This is a genomic window from Bacillus mycoides (genome assembly GCF_001757995.1).
Classification (GTDB): Bacteria; Bacillota; Bacilli; order Bacillales; family Bacillaceae_G; genus Bacillus_A; species Bacillus_A mycoides_B.
Map to the genome: position 1 here is coordinate 249358 of NZ_LXLV01000035.1, position 21232 is coordinate 270589.

At 37.0% G+C, this 21232-nt stretch carries 18 protein-coding genes; 6 read left to right on the top strand and 12 right to left on the bottom strand.

All coding sequences use genetic code 11. The features are described from left to right. Positions 1-108: 108 nt before the first annotated feature. Together BWGOE10_RS14335 and BWGOE10_RS14340 are read right to left on the bottom strand one after the other, a co-directional pair. The gene (locus BWGOE10_RS14335) at positions 109-1848 is read right to left on the bottom strand and encodes a sigma 54-interacting transcriptional regulator (RefSeq protein WP_070143615.1); all 1740 of its coding nucleotides are present in this window, start codon (positions 1846-1848) and stop codon (positions 109-111) included. A gap of 362 nt (positions 1849-2210) precedes the next feature. Beyond that, positions 2211-3257: a DUF2332 domain-containing protein gene (locus BWGOE10_RS14340; protein ID WP_070143617.1), complete on the bottom strand. Its 1047-nt coding sequence runs from the start codon at positions 3255-3257 to the stop codon at positions 2211-2213. Between the two features lie 420 nt (positions 3258-3677). Here BWGOE10_RS14340 and BWGOE10_RS14345 point away from each other — a divergent pair, with 420 nt between their 5' ends. Then, complete coding sequence (locus tag BWGOE10_RS14345; RefSeq protein ID WP_070143619.1) at positions 3678-5180, top strand: malate:quinone oxidoreductase; 1503 nt, start codon at positions 3678-3680, stop codon at positions 5178-5180. 63 nt (positions 5181-5243) lie between these two features. On the opposite strand, the gene lsrB is transcribed toward BWGOE10_RS14345, so the two are convergent. The 4 genes from lsrB to BWGOE10_RS14365 are packed head-to-tail and all read right to left on the bottom strand — an operon-like array spanning position 5244 to position 9737. Further along, positions 5244-6287 (bottom strand): autoinducer 2 ABC transporter substrate-binding protein LsrB, encoded by a 1044-nt coding sequence (gene lsrB / locus BWGOE10_RS14350; protein ID WP_070143621.1) that lies wholly within the window; start codon positions 6285-6287, stop codon positions 5244-5246. Next, positions 6284-7282: an ABC transporter permease gene (locus tag BWGOE10_RS14355; protein WP_070143623.1), complete on the bottom strand. Its 999-nt coding sequence runs from the start codon at positions 7280-7282 to the stop codon at positions 6284-6286. Before BWGOE10_RS14355 ends, lsrB begins: the two co-directional genes overlap by 4 nt. Further along, on the bottom strand, positions 7279-8247 hold the full coding sequence (locus BWGOE10_RS14360) for an ABC transporter permease subunit (RefSeq protein ID WP_070143625.1): 969 nt from the start codon (positions 8245-8247) through the stop codon (positions 7279-7281). Before BWGOE10_RS14360 ends, BWGOE10_RS14355 begins: the two co-directional genes overlap by 4 nt. Beyond that, positions 8244-9737, bottom strand: coding sequence for a sugar ABC transporter ATP-binding protein (locus BWGOE10_RS14365; protein ID WP_070143627.1), 1494 nt, complete (start codon positions 9735-9737; stop codon positions 8244-8246). Before BWGOE10_RS14365 ends, BWGOE10_RS14360 begins: the two co-directional genes overlap by 4 nt. 197 nt (positions 9738-9934) lie before the next feature. Between BWGOE10_RS14365 and BWGOE10_RS14370 the strand changes: the two genes are divergently transcribed. From BWGOE10_RS14370 to lsrF, 4 genes are read left to right on the top strand one after another with little or no spacing between them, the layout of a single operon-like run. Then, positions 9935-10867, top strand: coding sequence for a sugar-binding transcriptional regulator (locus BWGOE10_RS14370; RefSeq protein ID WP_070143629.1), 933 nt, complete (start codon positions 9935-9937; stop codon positions 10865-10867). Next, positions 10867-12429 (top strand): autoinducer-2 kinase, encoded by a 1563-nt coding sequence (gene lsrK, locus BWGOE10_RS14375; RefSeq protein WP_070143631.1) that lies wholly within the window; start codon positions 10867-10869, stop codon positions 12427-12429. The genes BWGOE10_RS14370 and lsrK overlap by 1 nt, the downstream gene beginning before the upstream one ends. A 25-nt stretch (positions 12430-12454) precedes the next feature. After that, the gene (locus BWGOE10_RS14380; protein WP_000921867.1) at positions 12455-12817 is read left to right on the top strand and encodes a cupin domain-containing protein; all 363 of its coding nucleotides are present in this window, start codon (positions 12455-12457) and stop codon (positions 12815-12817) included. 6 nt (positions 12818-12823) lie between these two features. Next, positions 12824-13606 (top strand): 3-hydroxy-5-phosphonooxypentane-2,4-dione thiolase, encoded by a 783-nt coding sequence (gene lsrF, locus BWGOE10_RS14385; RefSeq protein WP_070143632.1) that lies wholly within the window; start codon positions 12824-12826, stop codon positions 13604-13606. 198 nt (positions 13607-13804) lie between these two features. Here the strand turns inward: lsrF and BWGOE10_RS14390 are convergent, their stop codons facing one another. The 5 genes from BWGOE10_RS14390 to BWGOE10_RS14410 all read right to left on the bottom strand — a co-directional run bounded on the left by BWGOE10_RS14390 (position 13805) and on the right by BWGOE10_RS14410 (position 17809). Continuing rightward, complete coding sequence (locus BWGOE10_RS14390) at positions 13805-14224, bottom strand: VOC family protein (protein WP_070143634.1); 420 nt, start codon at positions 14222-14224, stop codon at positions 13805-13807. A 240-nt stretch (positions 14225-14464) separates the two neighbouring features. Next, positions 14465-14887, bottom strand: coding sequence for a VOC family protein (locus tag BWGOE10_RS14395; protein ID WP_070143636.1), 423 nt, complete (start codon positions 14885-14887; stop codon positions 14465-14467). Positions 14888-15069: 182 nt separating this feature from the next. Next, complete coding sequence (gene hmoA, locus BWGOE10_RS14400) at positions 15070-15396, bottom strand: heme-degrading monooxygenase HmoA (protein ID WP_002013488.1); 327 nt, start codon at positions 15394-15396, stop codon at positions 15070-15072. 97 nt (positions 15397-15493) lie between these two features. Next, on the bottom strand, positions 15494-16708 hold the full coding sequence (locus tag BWGOE10_RS14405; RefSeq protein WP_070143638.1) for an MFS transporter: 1215 nt from the start codon (positions 16706-16708) through the stop codon (positions 15494-15496). A 57-nt stretch (positions 16709-16765) separates the two neighbouring features. Next, on the bottom strand, positions 16766-17809 hold the full coding sequence (locus BWGOE10_RS14410) for an ArsR/SmtB family transcription factor (protein WP_070143640.1): 1044 nt from the start codon (positions 17807-17809) through the stop codon (positions 16766-16768). 355 nt (positions 17810-18164) lie between these two features. Between BWGOE10_RS14410 and BWGOE10_RS14415 the strand changes: the two genes are divergently transcribed. Continuing rightward, on the top strand, positions 18165-18656 hold the full coding sequence (locus BWGOE10_RS14415; protein ID WP_070143642.1) for a DinB family protein: 492 nt from the start codon (positions 18165-18167) through the stop codon (positions 18654-18656). 261 nt (positions 18657-18917) lie between these two features. Here BWGOE10_RS14415 and BWGOE10_RS14420 read toward each other — a convergent pair whose 3' ends face one another. After that, entirely contained in the window at positions 18918-21206 is a 2289-nt protein-coding gene (locus BWGOE10_RS14420) for a glycoside hydrolase family 3 C-terminal domain-containing protein (RefSeq protein ID WP_070143644.1), read from the bottom strand. Between the last annotated feature and the right edge of the window lie 26 nt (positions 21207-21232).

A 21232-nucleotide genomic window follows, 5' to 3' on the forward strand; every position in this document is an offset into this window, starting at 1 on the left:
CAAATGATTGCGATCATGTCGCATCTATAAGAAAGTGTCGCAAAAAAGAGACAGTATGTATTACTGCAAACCAAACAAAAAAAGGGCTTGTTTGCCCTTTACTTTCCTTCATGACATTTCATATCTTTCTATTTTCCGATATAAGCTAGCCCGATGAATCCCTAAAAGCTCGGCTGCCTCTTTTATATTTCCAGCTGTCTTTTCCAAAGCTCTCGTAATCGCCCGTTTTTCAGCAGATTCCACTTCCTCCTGCAGTGAATAACTCATCTCATTCTTCTCTTGATCCACCGCAAATATTTCATGATATAACTCTTCTTCCAAATCCTTTTTCCGCAAATAGACAGGAAGATGATGAACTTGAACGATCATTCCTTCTATAACATTCATCGCTCGTTCTAACACATTCTCTAGCTCCCTAATATTCCCTGGCCAATCATGCTCCATGAATATATCCCTTACTCTCTCATCCAATGAAAGAACGCTACTCCCCAGCTCCCCATTCAATTTCTGAATTAAAAATTCCGTTATATGTATCATATCTTCCTTTCTCTCTCGTAACGGAGGAATATCGATCGCAAACACATTCAACCTATAATATAAATCCTCCCTAAATTCCCCTCTTTGCACCATTTCACGAAGATTTCGATGTGTCGCCGCAATGAAACGGACATCAATCTTTTGAATTTTCGTACCACCAATTCTTTCAATCTCTTTCTCTTGCAACACACGCAGCAACTTCACCTGCATGTCCAAAGACATATCACCGATCTCATCTAAAAACAACGTTCCCTTATGGGCCAACTCAATCTTCCCAGGCTTACCACCTTTTTTCGCTCCTGTAAAAGCCCCCTCTTCGTATCCAAATAATTCAGCCTCCAAAAGATCCCTCGGAATCGCAGCACAATTCAAACGAATAAATGAACCCCTAGCACGCGGACTTGCACGATGTACCGCATGCGCAAAGAGCTCCTTCCCTGTACCGCTCTCTCCTCTTATCAAAACGGTAGACCGACTTTTAGAAACCTTCAAGGCCATCGTTTTAACTTCTTTCATTTTCACACTCTCTCCTATAATACTTTGAAAGGACAACCTACCTTCTTGTAACCGCTGTAATTCAGTTTGATAGTAAGATAACTTTGATTCCATTGCACTAATCTGATCCCCCAAAGCTTTAAACTGCTGTATATCATGAAACATAATTTTACCAATCGCACCAATAACCTCACCGTCCTTAACAATAGGTATGCGAGTTGCGATAATATTCCGATTACTTATACGCTGGATATGCCCAATTTCCACCTGTCCCGTCTTCACGATAATATGCATCCTCGTATTCTCAACAACCTCCGTACAATGCTTACCTATCGCTTCCTTTGGATCATCAATCCCTAAAAATCGTGCATAAGAACCACTTAAAAAATTGACAATCCCTTGTTCATTTACCCCTAGAATACACTCCGACAGTAAATTCAAGGCATTTTCATACCGACTGATGATACTTTCCAAGGACTGTATACTTTTTTCCTTGTTTTCCAAAATGGCAATTGATCCATCTTCTTTCCCGCTCTGATATACACGAGATTCATTCATAATCAATACTTGGTTGCCCACCTTACACTCGTACTTGTACAAACTATCATTTTGATTCACTACTAGCTTTTTACGATCAGGAATAATCGTTGATATATGCTTACCTATTATTTCATTTTCTTTTTTATGTAACATGCTGCAGAATGGTTGGTTGCTGAATGTGATGATTCCATCATGACTTATGACAGCAATTCCGTTATTCATTACCTGAAGAGCCTGGCTTGTTAACTGCAAATTCATTCTTTCATCCATATGCATTTGGAAGCCCCCTTATCAAATTGTGCTCTTTCTCGCATGTATTATATATTCATTTTAAACATTTACTTTCCTTCGGCTCTTCCGTTTGAAGTAATAATTTCTTGAACCAGTAATATAGCTAATTAACCGGTAGGTTCTTTTTTGACACCTGTCAGGTTTTAATAATCCAATTTCTTTAAATCTTTGGATGTAAGAAGATGAATCTCATGGGCTATTTACAACTTGTAGGTGAGGAATATTTGACGCTTACCTTAGATACCTAATGAGTTTTATGAAAAGTAAAAAACAGTTGATGGAGTGTCTTCCATCAGCTATTTTTATTACGAATTTTGGTGATGAAACCCATAATTATTAGGTTTACTCTAGCACAAAGTCTTATCCTCCAATCCCCAACTAAACCATCTCCCATGTCCTTCCGTTTCCCCAACAGTTTCACAATATTCGTTTCCGTTAATATAATAATCAATATGAAGGTTCCGGTCCCACATGTTGTTATATAGGTGGAATACATCACGTTTTGCACCAATTTCTTTAATTTGTTTTTCTAGCGTATGTTTTACATTTTCAGGTATTTGGTTTGCTACATGTGTATGGAAAATACAAATCACCGCATCTTCCCTTATTTGATCTGCAATTGATGGAAGAAGTGCTACACCGTCACCTTCTATTAATCTCACTGATTTTTCTTTTACAAGCGCTGCTGCTTGATCGAATAGTTCAAGTCTTTCTTTATGTTCTGGCCAAATAAGCGCGCGTAACCATAAATAATCTTCATCGGCATTTAAATCATTCACATGTAAATCTAGTCCGATTCTTTCTACGACAGGTGGACTTTGTTTTAGAAAGGAGGGCTTCTTCTCCCCTTTTATTTCTGATTGTAAATGAACATTTGATTGTCTATTTCCATACACTTCTTCCGTTCCATATGAATAACGATATTGATCCCAAAATAGTTGTAATCCCGCACTTGTACCAATCTCTATTAACGCTAATGGTTTGTTCACTTTATTAAATATGTAACAGAAACTTGGATATAAATAGGTACATCGTCTTACTTCATTCGTTTGAACAAGTTTCGTTTGTAATAAAGAGATAATTTCTTCTCTATATACATGGCAAAAATCTTTAAATTGGTAAAAGGCATTTTCAAAATTTATATCAGCATTTTCAACTAAACTTTGATAATAGTTTTTTAAACTGTGCTCTTTTCCTTTTAACAATAAATAATGGACCGTACCTAATAATAAGTTTGGGACCGGTTGACCAGGTTGCGCGTAGGACGCTAACGTAAGAACTTCCCCATCTTCAGAAATTTTTATTGATAAGTATTCGTATAAAACACTCGATCCTTTACATTCATTTACAGAAAAATTCCGAAATAAGTTTGCGATTTGTTCTCGTGTAAGCATTGGTAGCCCTCCTGTTTTATTTTCAGAATAATCTTATCATTTATTTGTTATTTACTCTATTTTTTCAAATTAAATGTTTCAAAAATAGAATTTTACTAGTTTCCAAAGATAAAACATAAAAATAGAAGTTTTTTCGGGATAACATCAAACTGGAATTCTTCTCCAAATTCCGCTTTACTACTATGCTTTTTACCCTTATGACAGAAGAATTCTATGAAATAAAACGTTAAATAGTTTAAAATTATCAGATAACACTAGATATTTTAGTCTATTAATTATTATAATAGACTATGAGATGGTTATATAATTGAGACAAAAAAGGTAAATACCTAGGTGGGGCCTAGGCGGTGTTTTCTTTTTACGGCTTAGATATAAAAACACCTACTCTTTTTTGCCAATATAGGGGATGGAGAGATTATCATGAGCAACATGCAGCAAAAAACAGACGTTATCTTAATTGGCGCTGGAATTATGAGCGCAACGTTAGGATCATTACTGAAAGAATTGGCACCTGAATGGGAAATTAAAGTATTTGAAAAACTCGCAAATGCCGGAGAAGAAAGTTCTAACGAATGGAATAATGCCGGTACAGGACATTCTGCGCTATGTGAGCTTAACTATACATCCGAAAAATCTGACGGGTCTATAGATATTGGTAAAGCTGTAAAAGTTAATGAACAATTTCAACTTTCAAGACAATTTTGGGCGTATCTTGTAAAGAGAAACTTAATTCGTAATCCACAAGATTTTATTATGCCACTACCTCATATGAGTTTGGTGCAAGGGGAAAAAAATGTAGAGTTTCTAAAAAATCGTTTTGAAGCGCTTTCAAAAAACCCGCTATTCCAAGGAATGGAATTTTCTGACGCTCCTGACACATTAAAAAAATGGCTTCCACTCATTATGGAAGGCCGTAACTCTAATGAACCAATGGCTGCAACGAAAATTGACTCTGGAACAGATGTTAACTTTGGTGCGTTAACGCGCATGTTGTTTGATTACTTAAAAACTAAAAATGTCGAACTAAATTACAAACATAGTGTTGAAAATATTAAACGCACGAAGAATGGTTTGTGGGAAGTGAAAGTACATGATATGAATAGTGGTAAAATCGAACATCATACTGCAAAATTCGTCTTTATTGGCGGCGGTGGCGGTAGCCTACCTCTACTACAAAAGACTGGTATTCCTGAATCAAAACATATCGGTGGATTCCCAGTAAGTGGACTATTTATGGTATGTAAAAACCAAAAAGTTATAGAGCAGCATCATGCAAAAGTATACGGTAAAGCTAAAGTTGGTGCTCCGCCAATGTCTGTACCTCACCTTGATACAAGATATATAAACAACGAAAAAGCTTTACTGTTTGGACCATTTGCTGGCTTCTCACCTAAATTCTTAAAAACTGGCTCAAATCTTGATTTAATCGGTTCTGTAAAACCGAATAACGTCTTAACGATGTTAGCAGCTGGTGTAAAAGAAATGGGATTAACAAAATACTTAATCCAACAAGTTATGTTATCACACGAAAAGCGTATGGAAGAATTACGTGAGTTTATTCCGAACGCTAAAAGTGAAGATTGGGATATTGTCGTTGCTGGTCAACGTGTGCAAGTAATTAAAGATACTGATGCAGGTGGTAAAGGCACACTTCAATTTGGTACAGAAGTTGTTAGTGCAAATGACGGATCAATCGCTGCGTTACTTGGTGCTTCTCCAGGTGCTTCTACTGCTGTTCACGTTATGCTTGAAGTATTAGAAAAATGCTTCCCAGAACGTATACTAGAATGGGAGCCAAAGATAAAAGAAATGGTCCCTTCTTACGGCGTGTCACTTACGGAAAATCCAAGACTGTTCCAAGAGCTTCACGCTTCCACAGGACGCACACTTGGGTTAAATGAAAAAGAAGCTGTTCACAATTAATGAATAGATTTTAAAAACGAGATAATAAAAACGTCCGATATATTCGGACGTTTTTATTTTCTACTAGAAATTATACTTATCAATATTATCCTTTGTAAATACAACTCGTTCTGGTAATACGATAATACCGTTTCCGTCTGCCTCATAATCATACCCTTGAATTGAGTTTGGCTCTACTTTCACTTTTCCGATTCCTTTTACTTCAAAGCTATCCCCTACTTTTAGCTTTTTCCCTTTTACAACAATTTCATTTGCGACATAAGTTGCAAGTGCACCTTGTTGTTTAACATCCCATAAACCAAATTGTTGTACCGTTCCTCGTTTTACATAATCACGCATAACGTTCGGTGTCGAAAAACCAGTTACGACTACTTTTTTATCCATTTTCAAATTCTCAGCAGCTTGCGCCATCGCTGGAAGTGCTGTTGCATCTGGACATATTACTGCGTTAATATCCGGATACGTTTTTAAAATACTCTCCCCTACTGATAAAGATTTTTGCGCATTATTTTCACCATATTGCGTCGTTACAATTTCCCAATTCGGATATTTCTCTTTAATAATCTCTTTCGCCTTCGTTACCCATTGATTTTGATCTGTTACAGTCGGGCTTGAATAAAAGAATGCTACTTTTCCTTTATCTCCAATTTGCTTCGAAGTCATTTCAATTAATAAGTTTGCAAGTTGGTCTGGTGTACCTTGGCTAATATAAAACGAACGGTCTTTCGGATTCACATCAGAATCCCACGTTAATACTGTCATCCCTTTTTTCTTTGCACGTTGTAATGATTGCGAGAGACCATCAACTGACGTAGATGAAACCATAATTGCATCATAGTTTTGGTTAATAAAATTGTTTATATATTTTACTTGCCCTGATACGCTCGCTTCAGAAGGTCCATCATATTTCACTTGTACACCTAACTTATCTCCCATCTCTTTTGCACCTTCACCACCTGATGTGAAGAAGCCAACTCCCGTTAATTTCGGAATGAACGCAAATTTCACATCGTCTGCTTTTTTCTTATCTGCCGTTTGGCTAGAGCAAGCGATTAAACCGATTAAGCAAATACACATAATAATAACAATCCCCAGTTTTCTCTTCATGACATTTCCCCCTTATGCAAATTCCGTCTTTTCCCCGCTAAGAATTGATGTAATTTGAAATGTCTCATAATAACTGAAAGAATAAGGATAATACCAATTACTACATTGGATTGTTCATTCGTTAAGCCAGTCATTTGCAAACCGTACTGCATGATTCCTATAAAAATACTCGCTAGTACTGTCCCAATAATACTCCCTTTTCCGCCCGTAATAAGTGTTCCGCCTAAAACAACTGCCGTAATAACTGGCAAAATCGTTTCACTTCCAATATCAGCACGAGCAGAACCGAAATACGCTGTTAAGAAAGCTCCTCCTAATCCACCTCCTAACCCAGAAAGTACGTATGCAATAATCACTACTTTCTTCGTTCGAATGCCGGAATATCTCGCCGTACTTTCATTTGCGCCAGTTAATTTTGCGTAGCGACCAAATGTTGTACGGTGAAACAATATCGTAAATACTATCGTTAAAATGACAAGGAGCCATAATAGATTAGGTATACCGATAAAACTACCATTTGCCAGTTGCACATACGAATCTGGTAAACCGCTTATTCCTTCATAGCCCGCTGCACCCGAATCACCTGAAATAACAAGGGCGATTCCTGCATATAAAAACATCGTTCCAAGTGTAACGACAAGCGGTTCTACATCTGTCATTTTTATAATAAGTCCGTTTAATCCGCCCGCTATGCAACTTATTACGAGCGCAATGATAACGGCCAACAGTATAGGCATGCCATTCATCCAAAGTACTCCGATAAAAATCGAAGTAAGCCCCATAATAGATCCTACTGAAACATCAATTCCGCCAGTTACAATGACAAATGTCATCGGAATAGCCGCTATTGAAATAATGAGGAAATCGTTCATACTAAAAAGGAGGTTACTAATGTTTAAGAAATCACTATTTATGAAACTAAAGAGAATGAATTCTACGAGAAGCAATATGAGAAGAACCCCTTCCCACCTATACAAGCTACGTATTCCCCTCATAGATTCACCCTCCTTTCTTCTAATTGCCGGAGTTTCTTCCATTTTTTTAAGACACTATCTAATATGATGATGAGTAAAAGTAAAAATCCTGAAATAGCACTATTCCAAAATGCAGGTATTTTTAAAAAGACGAGTGAACTGCTTATCACTTCTAAAAAAAATGCACCTAATGCCGCTCCAAATATAGAACCTGTTCCTCCTTTTAAATGTATACCACCTAAAACAGCAGCGGCGATAACTTGTAATTCTATCCCTGTACCTGTTTGATTTGGAACGAACCCAATATTCATTACGAATATGCATCCAGCGAGCCCAGCGCTTATACCTGATATGATAAACGCGTATATTTTCACTTTATCTACATGTATTCCAATAAGCCTTGCACCATCTTCATTATCACCTACCGCATAAAAATATCTTCCAATTTGTACTTTCATTAAAAAGAAATATAGCAGTAGTAATATGATAAGAACGGTCCATACCGTTACCGGAATGCCTAACATCATAATAGAAGAAATTTGTTTATACTCATTCGGAATATCTTCAATCCACTTTCCGCCCGTGAATATTAACATTGCACCTCTATTAATACCGAGCATTCCTAATGTCATAATGATAGCTGGCACTCGAAATTTCGTAACGCCAATTCCGTTTACCATACCAATAAGAGCACCAAGTATAATTGCCGCAAATATTGAAATAAAGGCACTGTATCCATCTGTTAACAACATCCCGCAAACCGCAGCGCTTAATCCCATAATAGATCCTACTGATACATCTATATTTTTCGTAAACAATACGAAAGATTGACCAATTGCCAAAACAACTAAAATCACGCTTGATTTCATAATTAAAGATAAGGAACTAAACTGCACAAAACTCGGATTCATTACTCCAACGAAGGCTATGTAAAGAAGTAATAAAATAATAATAGACGTCTCATGCATTTTAAATACACGTTTCACTCCGTTACACCTCCCTTTCCTCCGTACGCAAGGCGTGTAACTTCATCAATACAAATTTCCTTCTTCTCTAAATGAGAGACGAATTCTCCGTTTCTCATCACATATACCCGATTCGCTAATTGAACAATTTCTTCTACATCTGAAGAGATTAATATGATCGCAAGTCCCTCTCTCTTCAAACTTTGTATCGTTTCGTATACTTCTAGTCTTGCTTTCGCATCAATGCCGCGGGTCGGTTCATCAAGAATAATCACTTTCGGATTACATGCAAGATATTTCGCTAGCACAACCTTCTGTTGGTTCCCACCTGATAAAGACGTCATTTTCTCATTCATATGAGGGACAACAATTCGAAACTGTTTTATATACAACTCCGATAAAGCGCTTTCTTTTTTATTTTTTAAAAAGAAGCTACTCATACTGTTTAAAGATGCAGATGTTATATTTTCCTTAACAGACGCAATTGAAAATATGCCATTCCCCGCTCGGTCCTCTGGTACATACACCATTCCTTTCTTTATTCGCTTATGTACCGGATACTTTGTAATGGATTTCCCCTCTAATAAAACAGAACCTGATTTCAAAGGAATTAATCCAAATATTGATTCAGCTAATTCAGTCCTACCTGATCCGACGATACCTGCAATCCCAACAACTTCTCCAGCGTGTACAGTTAATGATACATTTTGAAACGCATAACTAGACGCATTCGTGACATCTAATAGTTTTTTCGAATGCTCTGTTTCCTCTTGTATGATCTCTTTTTTCTCCTCAAGTTTATAACCTTTCGGTAATAATCCCTCCATTAGCATGTCATATGTATAGCTTGATACATCCCCTTGACTTACAATCATTCCGTCACGCAAAATCGCTACTTTATTCGCAATTTCAAAGATTTCTGGAAAACGATGCGTAATGTAAATCATGCCAATTCCTTTTTCTTTTAAACTTTTCATCAGCACAAAAAGACTCTTAATTTCGTGAGTTGTTAATGTCGATGTTGGCTCATCTAAAATAAGAATCTCAGCTTCCCTTATTAATCCCCTCAATATTTCTACTAATTGTTGCTGGGCAATGGATAACGATAACCCTAGCTCATGAAGTTGAATGTTCCAACCTAAGCCTTCTAGCAACTTATTAATTTTATTTCGAAGTTCTTTCTTTTTCGCCTTCATTCCGATACAAATGTTCTCTTCAATTGTCATATGCGGAAAGATGAGCGGCTCTTGTGGTATTAAATATATGCCATGTTGATGTGCTTCTGCTGTGTTTGAGAACTGTTGTATTTCCCCTTTCACATACATATTTCCAGCATCGTATGAATACAAACCCGTTAATATTTTCATTAACGTTGATTTCCCCGCACCATTTCCTCCGACTAAAGCGTATACATCTCCACGCTCTAATTGTAAATTGACTTCTTTTAATACGAGTTGATCTACAAATGATTTACTCATCTTTGTAACTTGTAATAAGGGCACGTTCTCCACATATTGTCACCTGCCTTTATGCAGAACATTTTTTGAGAAAATGATTTTTTGTTCTACTTGTTTTGTAGCATTGTATATTTCTTTTTTCATATCTAGAACACTTTTTTCACTGGACTATTTATCGCTTCAACTGGAATAAACAAAATAACGAGCACATATGTTTAAGCAGTGGTCAATTGTTGAAAGGGATGAAGAGTATGTCACAGCTCAACTTTGAAGACAATTTGTTAACAAAAGTAGCTTGGTACTATTATAAAGATCAATTAACCCAGCAAGAAATTGCTTCACTTCTTCACATTTCAAGAAATAAAGTCGTTCGGTTGTTAGATAAAGCACGGACGGAAGGTGTCGTCACATTTCACGTAAAAGGTACTGGGTTGCACTGTTTAAGCATCGAACGTGACCTTATGAAAAAATTTCATCTAAAAGATGCTTTCGTTATTCCAATGCCAACTGAGGATTATGCATTTTCACTCGGAAAAGCTGCCGCACAATATTTAGAAACTCATCTGCAACAAGGAGATTTACTTGGGATTGGCTGGGGAGAGACGATAAGTAAAATGCTAGAAAACATTCATTTTGATAGTTCTATGAATCTTTCAATCGTTACTCTTACAGGAGGCGTAAATCACTATATTCCAAGAAATCAAAGCTATTTAAACTACATGCAAGGCGATCTTCATATGATTCCTACCCCTTTTTTAACATCTACAAACGAAATGACGCAAATTATTCTATCTGAACCGAGCGTGAAAGATATGCTTCATGTCGCTTCACTCGCTCATACAGCAGTAGTTGGCATTGCCGGTTTATCTCAAGACGCCACAATTGTGAAAGAAGAAAAATTAACACTACGTGAAATGACTTATATACGTAGTCAAAACGGGGCCGGAGATATTTTAGGGCAATTTTATAATACTGACGGAAAACAATTAGAACTTCCCCATCATAACCGTCTTATCGGCACACCACTCTCTGTTCTTCAAAATATGAAACATGTCATTGGTGTAGCTGGCGGCACAGAAAAGATAGATGCAATTTACGGCGCCTTAAAAGGAAAATTCATTCATACATTAATTACCGATGAAGAAACTGCCCTCTCCTTATTAAGAAAGGAAGGTGACTCTTAATTTCTACTCTATTAGCTTACGACGCTGGTACAGGGAGCATTCGAGCAGTTCTTTTTGATTTAAACGGTAATCAACTTGCTGTTAGTCAAAAAGAATGGATTCATAAATCAGATAGTCGTTACCCTGGTTCTATGAATTTTGATGTAACAGAAAACTGGCAGCTCGTTCAAGAATGTACGAAGGATGTTATTCAAAAAAGTAATACGCCCCCCTCTTCTATTAAAGGTATTAGTGCAACGAGTATGCGAGAAGGTTTTGTTTTATACGATAAAAACGGGCAAGAAATATGGGCTTGTGCAAATGTTGATGGCCGCGCATCAGCGGAAGTTAGTGAACTAAAACAAATTCGTTCCGAAATTGAAGAAGATTTATATAGAAAGTCAGGTCAAACATTTTCATTAGGTGCTTTACCGCGGTTACTTTGGATTAAAAAACATGAGCCAGACGTATACAATCATATTCATTCTTTTACAATGTTAAACGATTGGATTTTATATAAATTGTGTGGCGTACTGCAAATTGATCCTTCAAACGGATGTACGTCCGGTATATTCGATTTACAAAATAGAGCGTGGGATAACTGGGTTGCTGAGCAATGTGGGCTTACTCTAGCCTTTTCACCAAAAGTAAATGAGGCTGGTAAGGTTATTGGGAATATCACAAAACTAAGCGCTGAATTAACAGGATTACATGAAGGAACACCAGTCGTTGCTGGCGGCGGAGATGCACAAATGGCCTCACTCGGAACTGGAGTCGTGAAGCCAGAACAAACATTTATATGCGGGGGCAGTTTTTGGCAACAAGAAGTAAATATAACAAAACCAGAAACAGATCCAAATGCACTTGTTCGTGTAAATTGCCACGTCATCCCTAACCTTTGGCAATATGAAACAATCGCCTTTTTCCCTGGCCTTGTTATGAGATGGTTTCGAGATGCTTTTTGCCAAGAAGAAAAAAGACTCGCTGAAAAACTCGGTGTAGACGCTTATGAATTACTAGAAGAACAAGCGAAAGAAGTTCCTGTCGGCTCACATGGCATAATCCCCACTTTTTCAAATGTAATGAACTATATTTCTTGGCGACATGCTGCACCATCCTTTTTAAATTTAAGTTTAGATGCTGAAAAATGTGGTAAGAAAGAAATGTTCCGTGCAATAGAAGAAAATGCCGCCTTCGTTACACTTGGAAACTTAAAACTAATTGAAAATCTTACAGGGGCATTTCCTTCCGAAGTTATATTTGCTGGCGGCGGTGCAAAAGGAAAACTCTGGCCACAAATTCTTTCAGACGTACTCGGAATTCCAGTGAAAGTACCAGTTGTAAAAGAAGCCGCTGCTTTAGGTACGGCAATTGCTGCTGGAGTTGGTGCTGGAATATATTCATCTATGGAAGAGACTGCCGAACAATTTGTACAGTGGGAAAAAACGTTTGAGCCAAACGCTGAAAATCATGAACGATATAAAGGGTACTATGACACATGGAAAACAGTGTATGAAAGTCAACTTTCTTTAGCTGATAAAGGTTTCACATCACATATGTGGATTGCCCCAGGTGCGCTGTAACACATTACATAAAGGAGTGATTTCTATGCTTAAAGTGAATGAGGATGATTTCACCTATCGCTTCGGTGATAACGGACCTAAATATTTAATACAAGGTCCAAATATCGATCTTGGCCTAGTCGTTATTCAGCCTGGGCAAGAGTTTCAAAATCATTATCATACAACGTGCGAAGAAGTCTTTTATGCGTTAGAAGGCGAAATAGATTTCTATGTAAATAACGAAAGAGTACCGATAAAACAAGGAGATGTCTTGCAAGTTCGCCCTCACGAATCTCACTATCTTATTAACCATTCCGATAAGCCTTTTAAAGCTGTTTTTATAAAGTCACCACATTTACCAAATAAAGATACAGTGCAAACTGAAAATCCAACATTAACGAAGGAGTGATTTCGAATGACTTGGGGATTTAAAAATCGATTAAACACAATTTTACCTGACGGCAGAGCAGTTATGTTAGCGATAGATCACGGCTACTTTTTAGGACCGATTCACGGACTAGAACAACCGTTAGAAACAGTTAAAAACTTGCTTCCATATACAGACTCCCTCTTTTTAACACGAGGTGTACTCAGCTCATGTATACCTGAAAACTGCAGCACACCGATGGTTATGCGTGTATCAGGCGGGGCAACTGTAGTCGGCAAAGATTTAGCGAATGAAACAATTGTTACACCTGTGAAAGAGGCAGTAAAACAAAACGCAATTGGCGTCGGTGTTTCTGTCTTTGTTGGATCAGACTATGAAACACAAACTATTTCAAATCTCGCAAACGTAGTCTCTGAAGCTCACGATTACGGCCTGCCAGTACTCGGTATTACCGCCGTTGCGAAAGAACTACAAAAACGAGAAGCTCGCTTCCTAGCACTCGCCTCCCGCGTATGTGTTGAAATGGGAGCTGACATTATTAAAACATATTACTGCGAAGGATTCGAAAAAATTACGAGCACATGCCCTGCCCCAGTCGTAATCGCGGGCGGCCCAAAACTAGATTCAATCGAAGACGCATTAAACATTACGTACAATGCGCTGCAAGAAGGTGCAATCGGAGTAGACATGGGCCGAAACATATGGCAATCCGAACATCCAACTGCGATGATTCAAGCGATTCATGGTATTGTGAAAAATAGATTGAATGTGAAAGAGGCGCTGGAACTATATAATGATGTGAAAAATTAAAATAAAGTGGAACTTTAATCAGTGGGGTTTTATTCATCCCCCACTGATTATTAGCCTTCACCAATCGGGCGTTTACGGTCAGCTCGCCTCCCACCTAACTTCTTTGCTTCAGCCGAATTTTGAGGTTGGAGTCTTACTTCCCGGCAAATAGCGGGATAAAAATGACAGACTATGTAACTCTATATACCCCTCAAAGAATTACTCTTGATGTGTGACATTGAGTTTTGAAATTTTCTTACCATCTCTATAATCAAGGCACGATACTTCAATTAACAATCCATTAAACATTGTAAAATAAAAACCATAACTACTACCTCTCATCGTATAAGGTTCCTTGTCTATTTCAATGCCCCCAGCTACTAAACGATTATATGCTTGATCAACTTCACTTGAAGTTTCCACTAAAAAGCCAATATGAAAAGCTTCAGGATATGTAACGTCGTTTTTCCCCTTAAATGCTTTTGGATCACTTAATACGAGTATAAATCCACTCTCGTCACTCATCACTACAAGAGCCTTTCCCTTTTGCTCCAAAAATTGAAAATCAAAAAAAGTTTCAAAGAAATGTCTAGCTTCTGATAAATCATCAACACATAGATTTAAATGATTCAACTTCATTTACCCATCTCCTTTTAAACAGAGGTTATACGAAAGTATATTGCCCCATATTAATAACACTTGAATGTTAAAAGGGGTGTATTCAAGTGTTCATTTTTTAATAGTCTAATACTTTTTTCTATCGTCTAGAACGTTTTTTTAATGCAAAATTTGGAATGCAGTAAATGAAATTATATGAACGCTTCGACACGGAATCTCGATTTACCGATAAAGATTGACAATCGTAGTAATCTACTTATTCTACTTAATTCTTTGTGCAATTGGGTGATCATCCTTTAGTTCCAACAGATCCCATAAATTCCCGTATAAATCCTTAAATACTGCAACAATTCCGTACGATTGCTCTTTCGGTTCTCTCACAAATTCTATTCCTCTTGAAATCATTTCATTATAATCTCTCCAAAAATCGTCAGTATTTAAGAAAAGAAATACTCTACCACCTGATTGGTTACCAATAAAGGGCTCTTGCTCAGGTTTAGATGCCCGGGCTAGTAATATTGTGGTGCCGACTGAACCTGGAGGAGATACCACTACCCACCGTTTGTTTTCTTCTGGCTGATAAATATCTTCAACTAATGTGAAATTTAGCTTCTTTGTATAAAACTCTATTGCCTCGTCATAGTCTTTTACTACTAATGCAATATGAACTATCGATTGAACCACTATTATCCCTCCTAATTTTCTCACTGATCGAGTTACATTATAGCATTTCTAGTTTTAACCTGTCCGTTAATTCTTCTTACATCACATGCGAATCGTTCTCTTTATTCAATATAAATAACCATCTATCAGTAAACAGATAGATGGTTATTTATTTGAAAGATTATAATTAAGCAAATGTATTTTTACGACTGTTGATAAGCCGATTTCGATGATTTCACATAATAAACCCCATGCTCAACGTTAATGATATGATCTGGTTTTGGCTTACCGCGGCCCGCCCTATGTCCAGCTAAATGTTCTTCACTAGTTTCCCAGTTTTTCCATGCTTCTTCAGATTCCCAGCGAATCATAACTACTACTTCTTCATCTCCGCGTCTCACTTTTTTCACGAGAACACTTAAGTCGATGAAGCCTTCAAATTTTTCAATAATTCCTTCTCCAGTGAAACGTTCTACAACTATATTAGATGTACCTTCTTTTACTGTAAATGTCTTTGTTTCGATAAACATATATTCCACTCCCTTTTTGTAATACGAATACTAGTATTCTTCCATTATAATTGATTATGATAATTATTTTCAATTGAAAAGTTTCTAATTTTTAGAATTATGCTGATTTCTCCTCAATCACCTCATCTAAAAATTTGAAATATGGGAGCAATATTCCTATTAAAGAAGTGACACATATAATCGAACCGATGATAAAGTATAGTACTCTCACTCCCCACATTTCACTCAGTATTCCCCCTAATAACACACCTAATGGCATAGCGGATCGTATGAAAAATAACCGCACTGAAAATACTTTTCCTATCAGATGATTTGGAACGGCTTGTTGGCATATTGTCGTGTTATGAACGTTAAAAAATGCAATACATATACCGGCAATCACTTCAATTACAATCGCTATAAAAATACTGTTATTTAAACCTAGTGAAATGTAAGTGAGGCCCCCTACGAATAATCCTCCAAGCATAAGTAGTCGACGGCTTCTATACTTCACTTTTCCAACTAACATGGAACCAACTACATAGCCAAGTGGAAAACCTGCCAAAAAATAACCGTACTCAGCATACCCTGCCGATAGTTCATCTTTAATGTAAGGAAGATTCGTAACCATCGTTACTCCTACTCCAAATTGAACGAAAGTAAGAAATACACCAAGCCAAACGATAACTGGTTTTGTGAAAAAATATGTAAATCCATGAAGAAACTGCTCTAGCCACGTTTTTCTAAGTTCTTGCTTTATCCTCTTTTCTCTAATGAAAAGCAACAATCCTCCACTAATGAATAGACAAATACACACAAAAAATAGTGTTAGCTTCATTCCAATAAAATGAATGACGATACCACCTAATACTGGTGCAAGAAACATCATAAGGCGAGTCATCCCATCAATATATCCATTTGCATCTTGAAGCTGCTCTTTACTTACAATACTCGGTGTAATTGCTTGACTTGCAGGTGTATAAAGCGGCGTGATGAGCCCTATTATAATTTGAACGACATACACGTGCCAAACTTCTATACTACTAGTAACTAACATGACTAAAGGTAGTAAGAAAACAGATGCCCGCATCCATTGCGAAAAAATCATAATCCACTTTCGGCTCCATTTATCAATAAATGGACCACTTATTAGTTGTAGTATGAGTGACGGGATAAAATATAGTAACCACATACTACTTAACGCTGTTTTCGATCCTGTTAACTCATATACAAGTATTGAATTACATAACGTCCCGAAAGCCCCGCCTAATTCTGAAATCGCGCTACCAATCCACATATAAAAAAACGAATGATTTTTCAATACACTCTTCACTATAGCTCACCAACTTTTCTATTAAATTCCTCCCTTTATGTACATTCTCGTTGTAAATTATCTATTTAAAAATGCATCTAATTCTTTCGCTAACGACTGCACTGCTTTCTTCCTCAATACATACTTTCCGTCATGTATATCAACTAACTTCGCTGAACGTAACAGTTTCAAATGATGGTGTACTGTCGATTTACCCAGTTGCAGTTTTTCTGTAATTTCCTGCAATGTACGTTCTTTTTCAAACAGCATTTTTACAATTCGTAATCTCGCTTCATCCCCGAGCGCCTTATGTTTATGAACTAAAAAATAATTCGGTTCATATGGATCTTCAGGATGTATGCTCTCGTTCGCAACTGGATAATGAAACACTTTCGTATCTTCAATATCCGCTTCTATATTCCACGGTCTGTACGTCATTTGCGGGATAAGAAGTACGTGATGGACACTTGGCTCTGGCATATAGTTCACTCCACCAGTCGCCCACTCGACAAACTCTTCCGGTTTCATCTTTTTATTCATTTCATTTTTCGCTTCATAATCTCGCTGTAGTATAGAAACAATTTCTTCTGTCTCTTTTTTAACAACACTGTCATACCACCCTGTCATAACGGCGATTAAATGCGTTTTTAGTTCGTGCACATCGACATGACATACAAACTCTATATACGTAGAAAAAAACTGATGATCATGTGTCAGTTCCTTTAGTTCATGTATTACAGATACTTCTCCGCTTGCGGCTAAACGTCTTTTCGCTTGATACACTTCTCCTAAAAACGGTAAACATATATACTTTAAATCTTCTTCTGAAAGTGAATCGATATTTGCAATAAACTGTGATAGATCCTGAAAATCTCCCTCATACAATAACTGAAGCAATGCTTTCCATGTATTATTTTCTTCTACAAACTGTAAATGCTCTCTCATCTCTACCGATAATGATTGTTTAATTTCTTCCCATTCACTTTGAGTCTTTTCAAGAGTATCGATTAACCTTTTATGAGTAATTGCCGCAATGCCAAGTGCACATTCGAAAAGTATCGAATACCTCATTTGAACGTTGTATGTTTCCCTCTTTCTACTCGTTACGTGAAAGACTTCCATTTTATCCCCTCCTTATTTGCTATGTATTTAATTCTATTTTTATCGAATTATACCTTCTAATTTTTTAGAATTTTAAAACCTTCTGAAACTTTATATTGCTACAAATTTTTAAATTTAAGCTGCAGTTGATTTTCTTGTTCAACTATGAGGCAGGTTTATTGAAGAGAAAGGAGAATTTATTACATTTAGAAAAATGATTTAGAAAGCATAAGTTTATTTCTGCAATTACTACAAAGACGCCGTATTGTTCTTTTAAAAACTTCCAAACATTAATCAGATGATAAGTAGGTACGTTTCTACCTAATTTCTCTAACACTTATTGTTGGTCTATCTCATAGTTAAGGAGGCTATACGAATGAGTAAAAAAGAAATGTTGCAAAATGGAGTCAAGCAAGTTTTTTACGAAGAAGAATGGTACCCACCGATATCAGAAGCGTTAAAGAATCTTACCGCTGCACAAGCATGTTGGCACCCAGAAGGAAAGGCCAGTAATACGATTTGGGAAAATGCAAACCATTTACTAACCTTTAAAGAACGCTTACTTTCCCGCTTACATCAAGATAACACATTTGTTGCTCCACAAAATAATGATGACACGTTTGTCCAAGGTGGACCTAATGATGATGAAGCTTGGCAACAAACAGTGAAGCGAACGCTTCAAGTACATGATGCCTTACAATCTTCATTAACATCCCTTCAAGAAGCAGAACTGGATCAACCAAGTCCTTCTCTACCAGTTTGGCAACAATATCTGAATATCCTTTTGCACGATGCTTATCATACAGGACAAATTGTACAACTTCGTAAACTCCAAGGTTCATGGCCAGCTCATCGTTCATATTTATAAGCGACGATAGACAAGTATATGATTCTACATTTAGCAGAATAAGTACAAAAAAAGGCAAATGAGATTCTAGCTCTCATTTGCCTTTTTTGCATGTTGGAGAAACGTCCTACAATGAAATAAAATTCACCAAAGAATGTTCAAATGTATAAAGTAAAACTTTAATCAGTCGGATTTTGTCCATCCCTACTGATTATTAGCCCAAACCAATCGGGCATTTACGGACCATTATCTCCCGACTAACTTCCTTGCATTCACCGCTTATTAATTCATCTGCGCATCGTTCAATATCCCAATTATTTCACTTAACATTTCTTCTGTAAAAGCACCTGCGCTAAAGTTCACTAATGCTCGTAATGGCATATAGTTCAGCATAGCATCCATCATTTCAGAGGCATCATTATCCCCTTCAGCCATACTACCAAACGGACTGTCTTTTAATGCTTTTTCCATAAGCCCTTTTGCGATTGGTGCTAAAATTGGGTTCACAAATATGTCCCCAAGTAAAGTATTGCGATGCACTGGTTTTCGAATTATTGTCGTTGATTGAACATACATGCTATCATGTAAAACGATCTCTTTTGAAGACTTTCCTACTAAAATTTCAAATTCACCTGTTTCAACATGCCAGTCTTTTAATTCAACATTATAATAAGCAAATGATCTTTTATTTAAAGTAAAGCTAACCGTTTTTTCTTCTCCCGGCTGCAATTCTACTTTTACAAATCCTTTTAGCTCTTTTTCAGGACGAATCATACTGCTTTCAACATCTTTTATATAAAGCTGAACAATTTCTTTCCCTGCCGTACTACCAGTATTTTTCACGTTAACACTGATAGAAACAGTGTCCGTATCCGTTATTTCTTTCTTATTTATTGAAAGATTACTATACTCAAAATTTGTATAGCTTAACCCAAAACCAAATGGGAACAACGGTTCAATATTTTTCGCATCGTAATAACGGTATCCGACGAACACACCTTCTTTGTATTCCACTTTGTCCCCTTCACCTGGGAAGTTTAAGTAAGAAGGATTATCGCTTAACACTTTCGGGAATGTTTCCGCTAATTTCCCGCTTGGATTCGCATCACCAAATAATAAATCAGCAATTGCTCCTCCTAATGCTTGACCACCTAAATAGCCTTCAAGTATTCCTTTTACTTTACCTATCCATGGCATTTCAATTGGAGCACCGTTACTTAAAACTACAACGATATTACTTTGAACTTCAGCGATAGTCTCAATTAATTGCACGTGATTTTCTGGCATCTGTAAATGCTTTCGATCAAAGCCTTCAGATTCATAACGATCTGGAAGTCCAACGAAAAGGAGCACTGTATCTGCTCGCTCTGCTATTTTTTTCGCTTCATTAACCATGCTTTCATTTACATCATCACTGGCAATGTCATAGCCTTGGGCAAATAATATGTTCGTTTTTTCACCTGATACAGTTTCAATTTCTTCAAGAATACTTTCAAGCTTTGTTGGATTAATATGAGAGCTTCCGCCGCCTTGAAAACGTGGTTGCTTTGCAAAGCCTCCAATTACTGCTACCGTTCCCTCTTTTTTCAGCGGAAGAATGGAATCTTCATTTTGTAACATAACCATACTTTCACTTGCAACTTCTCTTGCAAGCTGATGATGAGCGTCCTTACTATATACAGCGTTTTCTAATTGGTTATCATAAGCTTTAAAAATAATGTAAAGTAATCGCTCTGCTGCTTGATCAAGCTTTTCTACGGATAGCTCACCACAGTTAACTGCATCAACAATTTTCTTCTCACCAATTCCAAAGCTTGAAGGCATTTCTAACTCCAAACCGTTCGCTAAACTTGCAACACGCTCATTTACTGCACCCCAATCAGAAACGACAAAACCTTCAAATCCCCATTCATCTTTTAAAATATCATTTAACAAATAGTTATTTTCCGAAGCGTATTCACCATTTACCTTGTTGTAGGCGCTCATTACTGTCCAAGGCTGTGCTTCCTTAATGACATCTTCAAAGCTAGCAAGATAGATTTCACGCAATGTTCTTTCATCAACAATTGCATCTACTGACATTCTGCGATGCTCTTGATTATTGGCAGCGAAATGTTTTAATGATGTTCCAATCCCTTGACTTTGTACGCCTTTAACATGGTTTGCAGCCATTTGTGATGATAAATACGGGTCCTCTGAAAAATATTCAAAGTTTCTTCCGCATAGCGGCGAACGTTTTATGTTTGCACCTGGTCCAAGGAGAACTCCTACATTTTCAGCCTGACATTTTTCTCCTAATGCAACTCCTACTTGTTTTATTAATTCTTTATTCCATGTACTTGCTAACCCTACCGCTGAAGGGAAACAAGTCGCTGGAATACTGTTATAAATCCCTAAGTGATCTGCTCCCTCTGCCTGTTTTCTAAGTCCGTGTGGTCCATCAGTTACCATAATTGAAGGAATTCCTAATCGCTCAATCCCTTTTGTATTCCAAAAGTCTAATCCAGAACATAGACTTGCCTTTTCTTCTAACGTCATTTGTGAAATGATTTTCTTAATATCCCTTTTCATGATAGCCCTCCTAAAAAATAATTAAG